This is a genomic window from Halomonas sp. M4R1S46, assembly GCF_025725685.1.
Lineage (GTDB): Bacteria > Pseudomonadota > Gammaproteobacteria > Pseudomonadales > Halomonadaceae > Halomonas.
Map to the genome: position 1 here is coordinate 1,597,842 of NZ_CP107008.1, position 14,346 is coordinate 1,612,187.

17 protein-coding genes and 2 pseudogenes are annotated in these 14,346 nt (G+C 68.1%); 10 read left to right on the forward strand and 9 right to left on the reverse strand.

Annotated elements, in window-relative coordinates; all coding sequences use genetic code 11:
* The first annotated feature begins 99 nt into the window (after positions 1-99).
* The 6 genes from dctP (at position 100) to OCT48_RS07625 (ending at position 5,475) form a co-directional block, all read left to right on the forward strand.
* Positions 100-1,176 carry a TRAP transporter substrate-binding protein DctP gene (gene dctP / locus OCT48_RS07600; protein WP_263592095.1) on the forward strand — a complete coding sequence of 359 codons (1,077 nt, stop codon included), beginning with the start codon at positions 100-102 and terminating at the stop codon, positions 1,174-1,176.
* A gap of 92 nt (positions 1,177-1,268) precedes the next feature.
* On the forward strand, positions 1,269-1,814 hold the full coding sequence (locus OCT48_RS07605) for a TRAP transporter small permease (RefSeq protein ID WP_263592096.1): 546 nt from the start codon (positions 1,269-1,271) through the stop codon (positions 1,812-1,814).
* Positions 1,811-3,088 (forward strand): TRAP transporter large permease, encoded by a 1,278-nt coding sequence (locus OCT48_RS07610; protein ID WP_263592097.1) that lies wholly within the window; start codon positions 1,811-1,813, stop codon positions 3,086-3,088. The genes OCT48_RS07605 and OCT48_RS07610 overlap by 4 nt, the downstream gene beginning before the upstream one ends.
* A 25-nt stretch (positions 3,089-3,113) precedes the next feature.
* Entirely contained in the window at positions 3,114-4,148 is a 1,035-nt protein-coding gene (locus tag OCT48_RS07615; RefSeq protein WP_263592098.1) for a histone deacetylase family protein, read from the forward strand.
* 27 nt (positions 4,149-4,175) lie between these two features.
* Positions 4,176-4,532 (forward strand): RidA family protein, encoded by a 357-nt coding sequence (locus tag OCT48_RS07620; RefSeq protein ID WP_263592099.1) that lies wholly within the window; start codon positions 4,176-4,178, stop codon positions 4,530-4,532.
* Between the two features lies 1 nt (position 4,533).
* The gene (locus OCT48_RS07625) at positions 4,534-5,475 is read left to right on the forward strand and encodes an ornithine cyclodeaminase family protein (RefSeq protein ID WP_263592100.1); all 942 of its coding nucleotides are present in this window, start codon (positions 4,534-4,536) and stop codon (positions 5,473-5,475) included.
* Between the two features lie 9 nt (positions 5,476-5,484).
* On the opposite strand, the gene OCT48_RS07630 is transcribed toward OCT48_RS07625, so the two are convergent.
* The 5 genes from OCT48_RS07630 to OCT48_RS07650 form a co-directional block, all read right to left on the reverse strand.
* The gene (locus OCT48_RS07630) at positions 5,485-5,964 is read right to left on the reverse strand and encodes a phosphate-starvation-inducible PsiE family protein (RefSeq protein WP_263592101.1); all 480 of its coding nucleotides are present in this window, start codon (positions 5,962-5,964) and stop codon (positions 5,485-5,487) included.
* A 271-nt stretch (positions 5,965-6,235) separates the two neighbouring features.
* A complete protein-coding gene (locus OCT48_RS07635) occupies positions 6,236-6,970 on the reverse strand; it encodes an RNA methyltransferase (protein ID WP_263592102.1) in 735 nt (244 codons plus the stop codon).
* Positions 6,971-7,240: 270 nt separating this feature from the next.
* Positions 7,241-8,887 (reverse strand): chaperonin GroEL, encoded by a 1,647-nt coding sequence (gene groL / locus OCT48_RS07640; protein WP_263592103.1) that lies wholly within the window; start codon positions 8,885-8,887, stop codon positions 7,241-7,243.
* Positions 8,888-8,949: 62 nt separating this feature from the next.
* Complete coding sequence (locus OCT48_RS07645; protein ID WP_263592104.1) at positions 8,950-9,243, reverse strand: co-chaperone GroES; 294 nt, start codon at positions 9,241-9,243, stop codon at positions 8,950-8,952.
* Between the two features lie 206 nt (positions 9,244-9,449).
* The gene (locus OCT48_RS07650) at positions 9,450-9,968 is read right to left on the reverse strand and encodes an FxsA family protein (protein WP_263592105.1); all 519 of its coding nucleotides are present in this window, start codon (positions 9,966-9,968) and stop codon (positions 9,450-9,452) included.
* Between the two features lie 174 nt (positions 9,969-10,142).
* On the opposite strand from OCT48_RS07650, the pseudogene OCT48_RS07655 reads away from it, so the two are divergent.
* Positions 10,143-10,359 (forward strand): annotated as a pseudogene (locus OCT48_RS07655) (SDR family oxidoreductase); the annotation flags it as partial.
* Between the two features lie 45 nt (positions 10,360-10,404).
* Here OCT48_RS07655 and OCT48_RS07660 read toward each other — a convergent pair.
* Positions 10,405-10,683, reverse strand: coding sequence for a ComEA family DNA-binding protein (locus OCT48_RS07660; RefSeq protein ID WP_263592106.1), 279 nt, complete (start codon positions 10,681-10,683; stop codon positions 10,405-10,407).
* Between the two features lie 209 nt (positions 10,684-10,892).
* Here OCT48_RS07660 and pyrF point away from each other — a divergent pair, with 209 nt between their 5' ends.
* Entirely contained in the window at positions 10,893-11,594 is a 702-nt protein-coding gene (gene pyrF, locus OCT48_RS07665) for an orotidine-5'-phosphate decarboxylase (protein WP_263592107.1), read from the forward strand.
* A gap of 4 nt (positions 11,595-11,598) precedes the next feature.
* On the opposite strand, the gene lapB is transcribed toward pyrF, so the two are convergent.
* The 3 genes and pseudogenes from lapB to OCT48_RS07680 form a co-directional block, all read right to left on the reverse strand.
* Positions 11,599-12,783, reverse strand: a complete 1,185-nt coding sequence (lapB, locus tag OCT48_RS07670) for a lipopolysaccharide assembly protein LapB (protein ID WP_263592108.1) — start codon at positions 12,781-12,783, stop codon at positions 11,599-11,601.
* On the reverse strand, positions 12,784-13,089 hold the full coding sequence (locus OCT48_RS07675; RefSeq protein WP_126481005.1) for a lipopolysaccharide assembly LapA domain-containing protein: 306 nt from the start codon (positions 13,087-13,089) through the stop codon (positions 12,784-12,786).
* Positions 13,090-13,138: 49 nt separating this feature from the next.
* Positions 13,139-13,441, reverse strand: a pseudogene (locus OCT48_RS07680) (integration host factor subunit beta); the annotation flags it as partial.
* Positions 13,442-13,637: 196 nt separating this feature from the next.
* Between OCT48_RS07680 and OCT48_RS07685 the strand changes: the two are divergent.
* Both OCT48_RS07685 and OCT48_RS07690 read left to right on the forward strand, forming a co-directional pair.
* Positions 13,638-13,931 carry a succinate dehydrogenase assembly factor 2 gene (locus OCT48_RS07685; protein ID WP_263592109.1) on the forward strand — a complete coding sequence of 98 codons (294 nt, stop codon included), beginning with the start codon at positions 13,638-13,640 and terminating at the stop codon, positions 13,929-13,931.
* A complete protein-coding gene (locus OCT48_RS07690) occupies positions 13,891-14,289 on the forward strand; it encodes a hypothetical protein (RefSeq protein ID WP_263592110.1) in 399 nt (132 codons plus the stop codon). Before OCT48_RS07685 ends, OCT48_RS07690 begins: the two co-directional genes overlap by 41 nt.
* The last annotated feature ends 57 nt before the right edge of the window (positions 14,290-14,346 follow it).

The following is a 14,346-nucleotide window of genomic DNA, read 5'->3' on the forward strand; positions in this document are numbered from 1 at the left end:
CATCCGGGCGTCCTACCTTGAGGTTCAGTACCTTGCGTCGCCGGTGGCCCCCCGAGCGTCGGCGGCCGGTCGATAACAACCACAACGAGGTCGAACCACATGACTGCCACATCGCTACCCCGCCTGGCGGCGCTGGCCGCGCTGCCGCTGGCCATCGCCAGCACCCAGGTGCAGGCCCAGTCCTACGAGATGGCCATCGCCACCCTGATCCCCGAGAACCTGACCAACAACAGCATCTATCCCGCCCTGGTGCACTTCAAGGAGCAGGTGGAGTCCCGGACCGAGGGCGACCTCGCCGTGACCCTCTTCGGCGGCGGCCAGATGGGCTCCGAGGTGGAGACCGGCTCCCAGGTGCAGGCCGGGGGGCGGGCCCTGCAGTCGAGTATCCTGACCTCCGGCGCCATGTCGTCCTTCTATCCGGACTACCAGGTCGTCACCGCGCCTTTCCTGTTCGACAGCTGGCGTCAGGCCTGGGCCTTCTTCGACGGCGAGTGGTTCGCGGACTTCATGTCCGGCACCGTCGAGGCCGCCGACATGCGCTACCTGGGCACCTTCGACGACGGCGGCGGCTTCGTGGCCTTCACCAACAACGAGCGCCTGATCAAGACCGTCGAGGACCTCGAGGGCCTGAACATCCGCACCGAGGAGAACCCGGCCCACGTGGCGACCATGAAGGCCCTGGGAGCCTCGGCCACGCCGCTGCCCTGGGGCGAGCTGATCACCGCCCTGGAAACCGGTCTCGCCGATGGCCAGTTCAACGCCCCGGTGATCAATACCACCTACGGCCTCGATGAGGTGACCGATTACACCACCCTGACCGGGCACGTCTACAACAGTGCGTCCTGGGTGGTCAGCGAGGCCTGGTACCAGGAACTGCCCGAGGACTACCAGCGGATCGTCACCACGGCGGCCCGCGAGGCGGTGGAGCTGAGTCACGGCGCCTCGGCGATGCTGGCCACCGCCAGCTGGCAGAAGTCCTGCGAGCTGTTCGAGGAGTGCTACATCATGCCCACCGACGAGCGCCAGCGCATGGCCGAGATCGCCCGGCCGGCCTGGAAGACCTGGATCGTCGAGGACTTCGGGGCCGATGCCCAGCTGGTCGAGGACCTGCTCGCCGAAGTGCAGTCGCTGCGCGAGACGCTGCCCCAGGAAACCTACCAGCGCTACGGCCAGTGAGCCTGCGCTGAATCCCGGTGGCAGGGGCCGCCCTGGGCGGCCCCGGCGATGCGCCGTCACCCTTCGCCCGATGCCTTCCCCGGATACCGCCCATGCGCCTACTCGCCCCGGTCCGTCGCCTCAGTGATGTCGTCAACCAGGTCGCCATCGTGGTGTGCGTGGCCTGCATCCTCGGCATGCTGGCGATCTCCTTCACGGGCTTCCTCTATACCCTGTTCACCGGCGATGCCCTGAGCTGGACCTACTCCCTGGCCCGGCTCTTCCTGCCGTGGATCGGGCTGCTGTCGTCCACCATCGCGCTGCACGCCAGCGAGCACGTGGCCATGACCCTGCTGATGCGGCTGCTGCCCGAGCCCCTGGTCAAGCTGTGCGCGGGCCTCAGCCTGGTGGCCATGGCCGTCTTCGCGCTGCTGGTGATCTGGTACGGCTGGGCCTTCTTCCAGAACGCCACCCAGGTCTACATGGTCTCCGACAACATCCAGATCTCGCGCCAGTGGACGGCCGCCGCCGTGCCGCTGTCCGGCGTGATCTTCCTGCTGCACCTGGTCCACGGCTTCAGCCTGCTGGAGCACTTCACCGACGAGTCGGCGATGATCGAGGAAGTGCTCCACGCCCACGAGGAGGAGTCCCGCTCATGACCCCCGCCATCGTCGCCTTCGTCGTCGTGCTGCTGATCGGGGCCCCGGTGGCCGTGGTCATGGCCATCTCCGGGGTCGCCGGCGTCTATTCGCTGGGCGGCGAGCGGCTGGTCGGCATCATCGCCGACCGCATGTTCTCCGGGGTCTCCGGTTACATGCTGATCGCCGTGCCGTATTTCATCTTCACCGCCGAGCTGATGAACCAGGGCGGCCTGACCCAGACGCTCATCGCCTTCAACAATGCGCTGTTCGGACGCATCCGCGGGGCGCTGTCCCATGTCAACGTGACGGTGTCGCTGTTCTTCGCCGGGTTGACCGGCGCGGCCATCACCGACACCGTGGCGATCGGCAAGATCATGATCCCCGAGATGAAGAAGCAGGGCTACGACGCCGAGTACGCGGCGGCCATCACCGCCTGCTCGTCGATCATCGGGCCGATCATCCCGCCCAGCGTGGTGATGGTCGTCTATGCCACCCTGCTGCGCGATATCTCGGTGATCGACCTCTTCGCCGGCGGGATCCTCCCGGGGGTGCTGATGACCCTGGCGCTGCTGCTGACCAGCATCGTGCTGGCCTGGCTGCGCGGTTACCCCAAGCAGGCCGGCACGCCGATCCGGGTGGCGATCCTCGCCTTCCTCACGGCGCTGCCGGCCATGCTGGTGCCGCTGATCATCCTCGGCGGCATCCTCTCGGGGATGACCACCATCACCGAGGCCTCCGGCTTCGCCGCGGTCTACGCCATCTTCATCGGCATGGTGTTCTACCGGACCCTCACGCCGCAAAAGATCTGGCTGGCCCTGGTCACCACGGTGAAGTTCTCCGGCGTGGTGTTCTTCCTGCTGGCCACCTCGGCGGTGCTGGGCTGGTTCGTGACCCGCTCGGGGATCGCCCGGGAGGCGGCCTCGCTCATCACCACCATCAGCGACGTGCCCTTCATCCAGATCATGCTGGTGTGCCTGCTGCTGATCGTGCTGGGGACCGTGATGGATGTACTGCCGGCGCTGGTGGTCATCGGGCCGGTGGTGGTGCCGGCCATGGTCTCGCTGGGCTTCGATCCGCTGCATTTCGCCATCGTGATGATCGTGACCCTGAACATCGCCAACGTGACGCCCCCGGTGGGCATGACATTGATGACGGCGGCACGCATCGCCGAGGTGCCCTACGAACGGGCCATCGTCGCCTCGCTGCCGTTCTACTGCGCCTTCATCGCGGTGGTGGTGCTGCTGGCGATCTTCCCCACGCTCTCCACCTGGATCCCTTCATTGCTCGACTGAGGGCCCGCTGCAAGGATGACGTCGCATGAAGCTCTTCTACCATCCCGATCAGGAACGCCATGCCCCGCCGACCTTCCTGCTGCGGGGTCGGCCGGCGCCGTCCCCCGAGGGGCCGTTACGGGCCGACCTGCTGGCCCGGGGGCTCGCCGAGGTGGGGCTCTCGCTGAGCGCTCCCGCGAGCGCCGACGGCGAGCGCCTGCGCGAGCGTCTGGGGCGCATCCATACGCCGCGCTATCTGGCCTTCCTGGAGACCATCCATGCCCGCTGGATGGCGCTGCCGGCGGCCGCCGAGATCGTCGCCCCCAACGTCCACCCTTGCGGCGGGGGCCACCACTATCCCCGCCATCCGGTGGGCCAGGCCGGCTGGCACCTCCACGACATGGCCTGCCCGATCACCGCGGACAGCTTCGCCGGCATCCTGGCCAGTGCCGCCAGCGCCCAGGCCGCCGCCGACGCGGTGGCCGGGGGCGAGCACAGCGCCTATGCCCTGTGCCGGCCCCCCGGCCACCATGCGGGGCCGGATCGCGCCGGTGGCTTCTGCTTCCTCAACAACGCGGCGCTGGCCGCCACGGTGCTGCACGAGCGCTTCCCTCGGGTAGCGATCATCGACGTGGACCTGCACCACGGCAACGGCACCCAGGACATCTTCTACCAGAGCGGCGGCGTCTGGACCGGCTCGCTGCATGCCGACCCCGGCGACTTCTACCCCTTCTTCTGGGGCGGGGCCGACGAGACCGGGGAGGGCGATGGCCTGGGCGCCAACGTCAACCTGCCGCTGCCGCTGGGCAGCGATGGCGTGGCGTTCCTGTCCGCCCTCGAGACCCTGCTCGAACGCCTGCGGGCCTTCGGTCCCCAGGCGGTGGTGGTGGCCCTGGGCCTGGATGCCCACAAGGACGACCCCCTGGCCGGCCTGTCGCTGGAGACCGCGGACTTCGCCGCCGTGGGCAGGCTGCTGGAGGCGCTGCGCCTGCCCACGGTGCTGGTGCAGGAAGGCGGCTATCCCACCGATCACCTGAGCCACAACCTGGCCGCCTTCATGGCGGGCTTCACCGGTGCCTGAGCGCCCTCGACCGAGAGAGATCACGTCATGAGCCTGACCCATCACGACAGCAACGCCCGCATGAGCCAGATCGCCGTCCACAACGGCACCGTCTACCTGGCCGGCCAGGTGCCCAGCGACGCCAGCGCCGGCATGCGCGGCCAGACCGAGCAGGTGCTGGCGCGCATCGACGAGCTGCTGGCCAGGGCCGGGACCTCCAAGGAATACCTGATCTCCGCGCAGGTCTGGGTGACCAGCATGGGCGAGTTCGCCGAGATGAACGCCGCCTGGGACGCCTGGGTGGTGCCCGGCCGCCCCCCGGTACGCGCCGCCGTCGAGGCGCCGCTGGCCAAGCCCGAGTGGAAGGTCGAGATCATGGTCGTGGCCGCGCTGCCGGAGGCCTGAGATGCGCATCATCGACGCCGAGCAGGTGGCGGCGGCCCTCGACTGGCAGGCGCTGGTCACGCGGCTGGCCACCACCTTCCGTGAGGGGGTGGAGTCGCCGCCCCGTCACCACCATGCCATGCATCGCCCCGACGGCGAGGCGACCCTGCTGCTGATGCCGGCCTGGGAGCGCGACGGCTACATCGGGGTGAAGATGGTCAACGTCTTTCCCCAGAACGCCGCGCACGGCCTGCCGGCGATCGCCGGGGTCTACCTGCTCAGCGAGGGCGACCATGGCCGGCCGCTGGCCTGCCTCGACGGCAGCGAGCTGACCCGGCGGCGCACTGCCGCGGCCTCGGCCCTGGCGGCTCGGGAGCTGGCGCGAGCCGATGCCGAGACCCTGCTGGTGGTGGGTACCGGCAAGCTGGCGCCCATGGTCATCGAGGCCCATGCCGCGGTGCGGCCCATCCATCGGGTGCGGATCTGGGGCCGGCACCCCGACAAGGCCGTGCGCCTGGCCGCCGACTTTGCGGATCGCTTCGACACGGCGGCGGTGACCGACCTGGAGGCGGCGAGCCGCGAGGCCGACCTGATCAGCTGCGTGACCCTGTCCAGCGAGCCACTGATCCGCGGCGACTGGCTGATGCCGGGCACCCACCTCGACCTGATCGGCGCCTTCCGCCCCTCCATGCGCGAGACCGACGCCGAGTGCCTGCGCCGCGGCGAGGTGTTCGTCGATACCTATGCCGGGGCCAAGGGCGAGGCCGGCGACATCCTCCAGGCCATCGACGAGGGCGCCTTCGCCTTCGACGACATCCGCGGCGAGCTGGCCGAGCTGCTGCAGGGGCAAAAACCCGGCCGCAGCGGCGAGGGCGCCATCACGGTGTTCAAGTCGGTGGGCGCCTCGCTGGAGGACCTGGCGGCGGCCATCGAGGTCTGGGAGCGCCAGGAGGCAAGCGAATGAGCATCCCGGCTAGTGCTTGTGGGCGACCAGCCAATGGGTGACACCCAGCGCCAGCGCCACGGCGGCGATGGCGAGGACGTACTCGGCCGAGACGGTCTCGATATCCAGCACGATCACCTTCCGGGCGATGGCCATCAGCGCCGTGGCGATCACCAGCTGGATGGGCAGCACATGGGTGCCGAGGTAGAGGCGGATGTTGATGAAGATCTCGATGGCGATCAGCACCACCATGAAGGCGCCGAACAGGCGGAAGATGTCCCCGACCTCCAGCAGCATGACGGGTGGCGAGATGAGCTGCTGGTAGAGCACATAGATGACGTCGAAGATGCCCCAGAGGATCACGCACACCATCAGCACGGCCAGGACCTTGACGCCGACGCGGATGATGCGGTGAAGGATGCCGATCAGCGGATCCTCGTGCTCCTCGGGCAGCTCGTCGTGGAGCAGTCGTGGGCGCTTCTCGGGGGTGGGCTCTGGCTCCATGCTCATGGGATCTCTCCTGACCGGCTCGAGGCCACTGTGCCACCCTGGGCGGGGTACGCCAAGAAAAACGCCACGACGCGGGGCGTCGTGGCGATATCTTCATCCTCCCTGGGCATCGTCCCGATGCCACGATCGGCCTCCCTGGGGGGCGTCCTGCCCCCGTGCGTCCCTGGCGAAGCGAGTGGCAGTGTCCCTTGCCGGTCCCGTCCTGGGCAGGATCAGTATCGGCGGGGCGGATGACGGTGCCGTGACCGGGAAATGACGATGCGTTGACGGCTCAGGCGTCGTCCAGCCCGTCCTCCAGCGAGCTCAGCAGGCCCCGCAGCAGCGAGAGTTCCTTGCGCGAGGGCCGGGCGCGGGCGAACAGCGCCTGGAGCTGTTCCTCGGTGCGGGCATGGGGCTGGGTGATAAAGCCGCTGGTGTGCATCACCCTGGCGAGATGTTCATGGAAATGCCCCAGTTGTTCCCGGGTGGGCTGGCGGTCATGGGACGGGCGGGGCGCCCGGAAGTCGCTGTCCGGGCGCTGTCGCCAGGCCCGAAACACCTCGTAGGCCAGGACCTGCACGGCCTGGGAGAGGTTGAGGACGCCGTAGTCGGGGTTGGCGGGAATGCTCACCTGATGGCTGCAGTGGCGGATCTCGTCGTTGGTCAGGCCGAAGCGTTCGCGACCGAACACCAGGGCCACCGGATCGTCGGCGGCGTTGGCCATCAGGGCATCGGCCATGTCCGCGGGCTCATCGAAGTGGGGCAGCGGCAGGTTGCGCAGGCGGGCGCTGGCGCCCACGACCTGCACGCAGTCGCCGATGGCCTCCGCCAGCGAGCCCACCACCCGGGCGTTGTCGACGACGTCCTCGGCGCCGGCGGCGAGTCGCGCTGCCTCGGGGTCGGGGAAGCAGCGGGGGGTGACCAGCACCAGGTTCTCGAGGCCCATGGTCTTCATGGCACGGGCCGAGGCGCCGATATTGCCGGGGTGGTAGGTCTGGACGAGGACGATGCGGATATTGGACAGCATGAGTCGGCTCTATGCGAGATGAGGGCGTCGTATATCAGGCAGGAGGTAGTGCGAATTGCCGATAGCTTGAAGAGCGTCGCTACGCGCCTGGAAGCTAGAAGCTTGAAGAAAGGCTATTGGCACCGGTGCTGGCGTTCGTAAGCTATTGTCCCGCTTCCAGCTTCCAGCTTCCAGCTTCCAGCTTCCAGCTTAAGGCTTATAGCTAAAAAGACCCCCGCCGGTCACCCGGCGGGGGTCTCGATCAGGCTGGGCCTGGGGGTTGGGGTCGGCTTACATCATGCCGCCCATGCCACCCATACCGCCCATGCCGCCCATGTCGGCGCCACCGGCTTCCTTCTCGTCCGGATCGTCGGCGATCATGCACTCGGTGGTGATCATGAGGCCGGCGACGGAACCAGCGGACTGCAGGGCGCTACGAGTGACCTTGGCCGGGTCCAGCACGCCCATCTCGAACAGGTCGCCGAACTCGCCGGTCTGGGCGTTGTAGCCGAAGTTACCCTCGCCGTCCTTGACGCGGTTCAGGATGACGGATGCCTCCTGACCGGCGTTGGAGACGATCTGGCGCAGCGGGGCTTCCATGGCGCGCACGGCGATGGCGATGCCGTGGGTCTGGTCCTCGTTGTCGCCCTTCAGGCCGGCCACCTTGGTCAACACGCGGATCAGGGCGGTACCACCGCCAGGCACCACGCCTTCCTCGACGGCGGCGCGAGTGGAGTGCAGGGCGTCCTCGACGCGGGCCTTCTTCTCCTTCATCTCGACTTCGGTGGCGGCACCGACGCGGATGACGGCCACACCGCCGGCCAGCTTGGCGACGCGCTCCTGGAGCTTCTCGCGATCGTAGTCGGAGGAGGTCTCCTCGATCTGGGCACGGATCTGGCTGACGCGGGCCTCGATGTCACCGTCCTGGCCGGCGCCATCGATGATGGTGGTGTTCTCCTTGGACATGGTCACGCGCTTGGCGGTGCCCAGGTGATCCAGGGTCGCCTGCTCGAGGTTCAGGCCCACTTCCTCGGAGATGACGGTGCCGCCGGTGAGGATGGCGATGTCCTGCAGCATGGCCTTGCGACGGTCACCGAAGCCCGGTGCCTTGGCGGCCGCGACCTTGACGATGCCGCGCATGGTGTTGACCACCAGGGTGGCCAGGGCCTCGCCCTCGATGTCCTCGGCGATGATCACCAGCGGCTTGCCGGCCTTGGCCACGGACTCGAGGGTCGGCAGCAGCTCGCGGATGTTGGAGATCTTCTTGTCCACCAGCAGGATGAACGGATCTTCCAGTTCCACGGCCATGGTGTCCTGGTTGGTCACGAAGTACGGCGACAGGTAGCCGCGGTCGAACTGCATGCCTTCCACGACATCCAGCTCGTCCTCGAAGCCACGGCCTTCGTCGACGGTGATGACGCCTTCCTTGCCAACCTTCTCCATGGCCTCGGCGATGATCTGGCCGATGCGGCTGTCGCCGTTGGCGGAGATGGTGCCGACCTGGGCGATGGCCTTGGAATCGGTGCAGGGCACGGCCAGCTCGCTGATTTCCTTGACGGCGGCGTTGACGGCCTGGTCGATGCCACGCTTCAGGTCCATCGGGTTCATGCCGGCGATCACGCCCTTCAGGCCCTCGGTCACTATGGACTGGGCCAGCACGGTGGCGGTGGTGGTGCCGTCACCGGCGACGTCGGAGGTCTTGGAAGCGACTTCCTTGACCATCTGCGCGCCCATGTTCTCGAACCTGTCCTTGAGTTCGATTTCCTTGGCCACGGAGACGCCGTCCTTGGTCACGGTCGGGGCGCCGAAGGACTTCTCCAGCACCACGTTGCGGCCCTTCGGCCCCAGGGTCGCCTTGACGGCATTGGCCAGGGTATCGACGCCTTTCGCCATGCGAGTACGGGCATCACTGGAGAACTTGACTTGTTTCGCTGCCATTTTCGTATGCTTCCTGTGAGTTCGTGAACGTCAGTATCGAGCGATTACTAGCGGGGCGTGGCTCAGCCCTCGACGACTGCCAGGATGTCGGACTCGCTCATGATCAGCACTTCCTCGCCCTCGATCTTCTGCTTCTCGACGCCGAAGCCATCCTTGAAGATCACGGTGTCGCCGACCTTGACGTCGAGCGGGCGCACGTCGCCGCTGTCCAGAATCCGGCCGTTACCGACGGCGAGGACCTCGCCACGAGTCGGCTTTTCCTGGGCACTGCCCGGGAGCACGATGCCGCCTGCGGTCTTCTGCTCTTCTTCAACGCGACGGATGACGACGCGATCGTGCAAGGGACGGATGTTCATTGCTCACGTTCTCCTGATGGTTTGCTGTGCCGGGGCGTCGCTGCCTCGGCGGTTTTCATCATCATCCCGCAGCGGGCTGCGGGGTGAAGGCGTCTCCGCCTTCCGTGGGGATGGCCTCGGCAGGGCCGGGGCCGAAGCTCGTTGCTGACGGTTAAGTGGGGCTGCTGTCAGGGCTTTCAAGGCCCCGGCGAAAATTTTTTCTCTCGTCAGCCGCGGCGCTCGTCGTGTCCGATGAAGTCGCCCTCCAGGGGTTCGCCCCGGCTATCGGTATGGGCTTCCCGTGTGGTGTCGCCGCGCGGCGCGTCGGCTTGCTGCCAGTCGGCGTCGCTGCCCTGACGGGGGCGGTAGCCGCCGGCATGGACATGCACGCCCCGCATGCGCAGGCCGACCCGGCCGAGCAGCTTGCCCAGCAGGCGGCGCGCATCGGGGATCAGGCACATGAAGCCCAGGGTGTCGGAGAGAAAGCCGGGGGCCATGAGCAGGGCGCCGCCGAAGATCAGCGCCGCCCCGGTGAGCAGTTCGCCGGAGGGGACCTCGCCCCGGGCCATGCGCTCCTGGGCCCGGGCGAAGGTGGCCACCCCTTCGCGGCGGATCAGGTGCAGGCCGATGAAGCCGGTGCCCAGCACCAGGGCGAGGGTCGTCAGCAGGCCGATCTGGCTGCCGACGGAAAACAGGAGCACGAAATCGAGCAGGGCAAAGACGGTGAAGATGAGAAGGAAAGGCATGATGACTCCGCTAGGTCGAATGCCGAAGACATGGGGGCGGGCCAGGGAAAATCAAGCGACCCCGCGTCGGCCGGGAACTGCGCCCAAGGGAGGATACTGCGTCGCGATAGAAAGCGCAGGCTGTCAGTGTCGCCATGACGGGCATACGACGGCGACGCGCCGTCGCCGCCGTATGCCCGTCATGACATTCGCGTGGGCGCGGTGGCGCCCGGCTTCATCGAGACGCAAATGACGGCCTCGATGCGCGATGACATGCTGGATGCCCCTCAAGCGCCTGGGTCAGCCCCAGGACAGCGCCGAGAGCGTGGCCTTCATCGTCGAGAGTGACTACTTGACCGGGCGGGTGATCGAGTGTGACGGAGCTTGCGGCTCTGAGCGAGGTCGGCCCTGATTCGGGGGAGACGGCCACCGGGGCGCGGTCCGGTGGCCGGAGGGACTAGAAGCTCACCTGGTCGGCGAGGGCATTGACGGTGGTCTCGCCGATGCCATCGACCCGGGTCAGCTCCTCGGCCGAGCCGAAGTCGCCGTTGGTCTCGCGCTCCTCGACGATGGCGGCGGCCTTGACTTCGCCGATCCCGGGTAGCTCGGCGAGCAGGGCGGCATCGGCGGTGTTGACGTTCACCGGCGCCATCTCCTGCGCCAGGGCGGGGGCGGCCAGGCCCAGCAGCAGGATCAGGCCGAGGAGGGCGAGACGTTCCTTGAGCATGCGTGGCATACCGATCTCCTTGTGTCGGTGGAGGGGGGTTACGAGCAGGCGAGCTGCCTGTCTTCAAAGCTAGTGCCGCCAGCCGGTGGCGAAGGTCAGAGATTCCCGCCAGTGGCTGTCAGGGAAGGGCGACATCGCGGAGACGACATCCACCACATGCGGTGTCGGGCATGGCTGATATACTGCCCCGGACCACTCACCTCGCCAGGAGCCCGCCCGTGTCCACTGCGTCACCCCTGATCATCGCCCTCGACTACACCTCCCTGGATGCCGCCCTGTGCATGGCCGATCGGCTGGACCCGGCCCGCTGCCGCCTGAAGGTGGGCAAGGAGCTGTTCACCCGCAGCGGACCGGACGTGCTCGAGGCGCTGCATGGGCGCGGCTTCGAGGTCTTCCTGGATCTCAAGTTCCACGACATTCCCAATACCGTGGCCGGGGCGGTGCAGGCGGCCGCCGAGCAGGGCGTGTGGATGGTCAACGTGCATGCCGGCGGCGGCCGGCGGATGATGGAGGCCGCCCGGGCGCGCCTGGAGCAACACGCCCTGAGCACCCACCTGATCGCGGTGACGGTGCTGACCAGCATGGAGGCCGGGGACCTGGCCGAGGTCGGGGTGTCGGCGACGCCCGCCGAGCAGGTCGAGCGCCTGGCGGTGCTGGCCCGGGACAGCGGCATGCACGGCGTGGTGTGCTCGGCCCGGGAGGCCGAGCGGCTGCGTGTGCTGTGCGGCGACCGCTTCCTCAAGGTGACCCCGGGCATCCGGCCGGCCACCGCCGACGCCGGCGATCAGCGGCGCATCATGACGCCTGCCGCGGCCATGGCCGCCGGCAGCACCCACCTGGTGGTGGGGCGGCCGGTGACCCAGGCCGATGATCCCATGGCCGCCCTGGCCGCCATCGAGAGCGAGCTCGACGCCCGCTGAGCGGCTATTCGCCCTCGATGCCGGTGATCGGCTTGGTGGTGCCCCAGCTGCGGCAGCGGGGGCACTGCCAGTGGAGGTGCTCGCCGCTGAAGCCGCAACGGCGGCAGCGGTGGCGGGGCAGGGATTGCAGCAGGGTGTGGGTGTGGTGCTGCAGCAGCTCGATGCGCTCGTCCTCGCTGCCGGGAGCCTCCCGCAGGTAGAGGCGGATCAGGTAGTCCACCGCGCCCAGGCTCGGCTCCCGGTTGAGCTGGCGGGCGACCAGCGCATGGGCCGCGCGGGCGTCGCCATGATGCCGGCGCAGGGTCTCGGCCAGCAGGATGATCACGCTGGTGTAGGGGGCCGTCTCGAGCAGTTCCTGGAGGTACTGGATCAGGCCAACCTCGTCATCCAGCAGCCGGTAGGCGCGACTCAGCGGCTCGAGCATGCTGGGAATGAAGGTCTTGTCCTGGTCGGGGATGCGCTTGAGCAGGCGGATGGCCTGGCGGTACTGGCCGGTATCGAGGGCCATCTCGGCGAGCAGCAGGTTGGCCCGCACGCAGCGGGCATCGGTGGCCAGCGACTGCTTGAGATGGCGCCGGGCCAGTACCGGGCTGGCCGACCGGCGCTCCTGGTCGGCCAGCTCGCACAGCCAGTGGGCCGCGGCGCGCCGGATGTCGTCGTGCTGCCGCACCAGATGGGGCAGGGCCACGTCCAGGGCCGCCTGCCATTCGCCTTCCCGCTCGAGCAGGTCGACCAACAGGCGCTTGGCCGACTGGCGCAGCTCGTCGTCCTGGCCTTCCCTGACCAGCCCCTGGAGCAGGCGTTCGGCCCGATCGAGCAGGCCCAGGTGGAGGAAGTCCCGGGAGAGCTCCAGTTGGACCCGTTCCCCCTGATCGCCGGAGAGGGTGGGGCGGGCCAGGAGGTTCTGATGGATCTTCACCGCGCGGTCGGCCTCGCCGCGGGTGCGGAAGAGGTTGCCCAGAGCGATGTGGGTCTCGATGGTATCGCTGTTGACCTCCAGGGCGCCGACGAAGGTCTCGATGGCGCGGTCCTGCTGGTCATTGAGCAGGTAGTTGAGGCCCACGAAGTAGTCGCGGGCCAGGCCGGGCGAGGTGGCGGGGGTGCCAGGGCCTCGGCGTTCGCGGCGGCCCAGCCACCAACCGATGGCGACCGCTGCCAACAACAGGGCCAGCAGCAGAACATCGGGCATTCAGGGGAGTTCCTTCATCTCCTGGATACGCAGCTTGTCGAGTTCCTTGCGCTGCTGCTGGTTGTGGCGCTGGGCGCGGGTCAGCAGGGTGCGCAGGCGCAGGTAGACGCCGCTCATGGCGAGCATGCCCAGGAAGACGCCCACGGCCAGGGAAGCCAGTAGCCAGACGGAGAGCGAGGCCGCCGGCAACTCGATCCAGATCAGGTTGAGGGGCAGGGCCTGCTGGTTGTTGACGGCAAACAGGATGCCGATCAGCAGCACCGCCAGCAGGATGATGGCCATGATCAGGCCTTTAAGCCAACGCATGTGCTTGTTCCCATGTCGAGTTGAGGAGAGAGTGGGGCGAGGCCGCTCGTCAGTAGCCGAGCGCGCGGCTGGCGTCTACCTGTTCGCGCAGCTCCTTGCCGGGCTTGAAGTGTGGCACGAACTTGCCGTCCAGTGCGACCGGTTCGCCGGTCTTGGGATTGCGCCCGACGCGCGGCTCCCGGTAGTGCAGCGAGAAGCTGCCGAAGCCGCGAATCTCCACGCGGCCGCCTTCCGACAGGGTATCGGTGATGTCGTCGAGGATCAGGCGCACGGCGGCCTCGACTTCCTTGACCGACAGCTCCGGCTGTCGCATGGCAATCTGCTCGATCAGTTCGGACTTGGTCATCGGTTCTCTCCGTGCGGTCCTGCCTGGGTCGGCGTGCTACCGAGGGCGATGGTTTTCTCCAAAGCATACTGTGCAACTCTCGATAAAACAACGCTCTACGACCTTTGCCCCAGGTGGGGAGGCGAAGCGGTCGGCGGGCTGCCTGCGTCGCGGAGGCTCGGGTATACTGTCGCCACATTCACCCAATCCGACGAGGCCGACCTTGAACGACGATTCGTCTGCCGGCGCCGCCCTGCGCAAGCGCCTCTACTGGCATTCCCGTCGCGGCATGTGGGAGCTCGACCTGCTGCTGATTCCCTTCCTCGAACAGCGTTATGACGACCTGGACGAGAGCGACCAGGCCGCCTATCGCGACCTCATCACCGAGGAGGACCAGGACCTCTTCGCCTGGCTGATGCGCCGCGAGTGGCCGGAGGAGCCCTCCCGGCGACGCATCGTCAAGATGATCGTCGAACATGCCGAAACCACCGACAACGATCACTATCGCACCCTCTAGGCTGGCACTGCTCGCCCATGGCCTGCCGGCCCTGGGCGTGGTCGCGCTGCTGACCCACCAGGCGCCGTCCTGGGTGGCGGTGTCGGCGGCGCTGGTGATGGGCGCCGTGCTGTGGGACATCGCGCGGCGTCGTCCGGCCGGGGCGCTGCGGGTCACGCCCCGCCCGTCGGCGGCTCCGGACTGGGCCTGGCGTCCCCGTGGCACGAGCGACTGGCAGGCGGCGCGGCTGGACTGCGACTACCTGGGGCCCTGGCTGGTGGGACTGCGCCTCGACGGCCGCCGGCTCTGGGTCTGGCCCGACAGCAGCGATGCGGCTTCCCGGCGCATCCTGCGGCGCTGGCTGGTGTCACTGCCCTGAACCCGCGGTGCCCTGCGTGTGGGCGTCGACGACCGCCCCGGGAGGCACCTCGGGGCG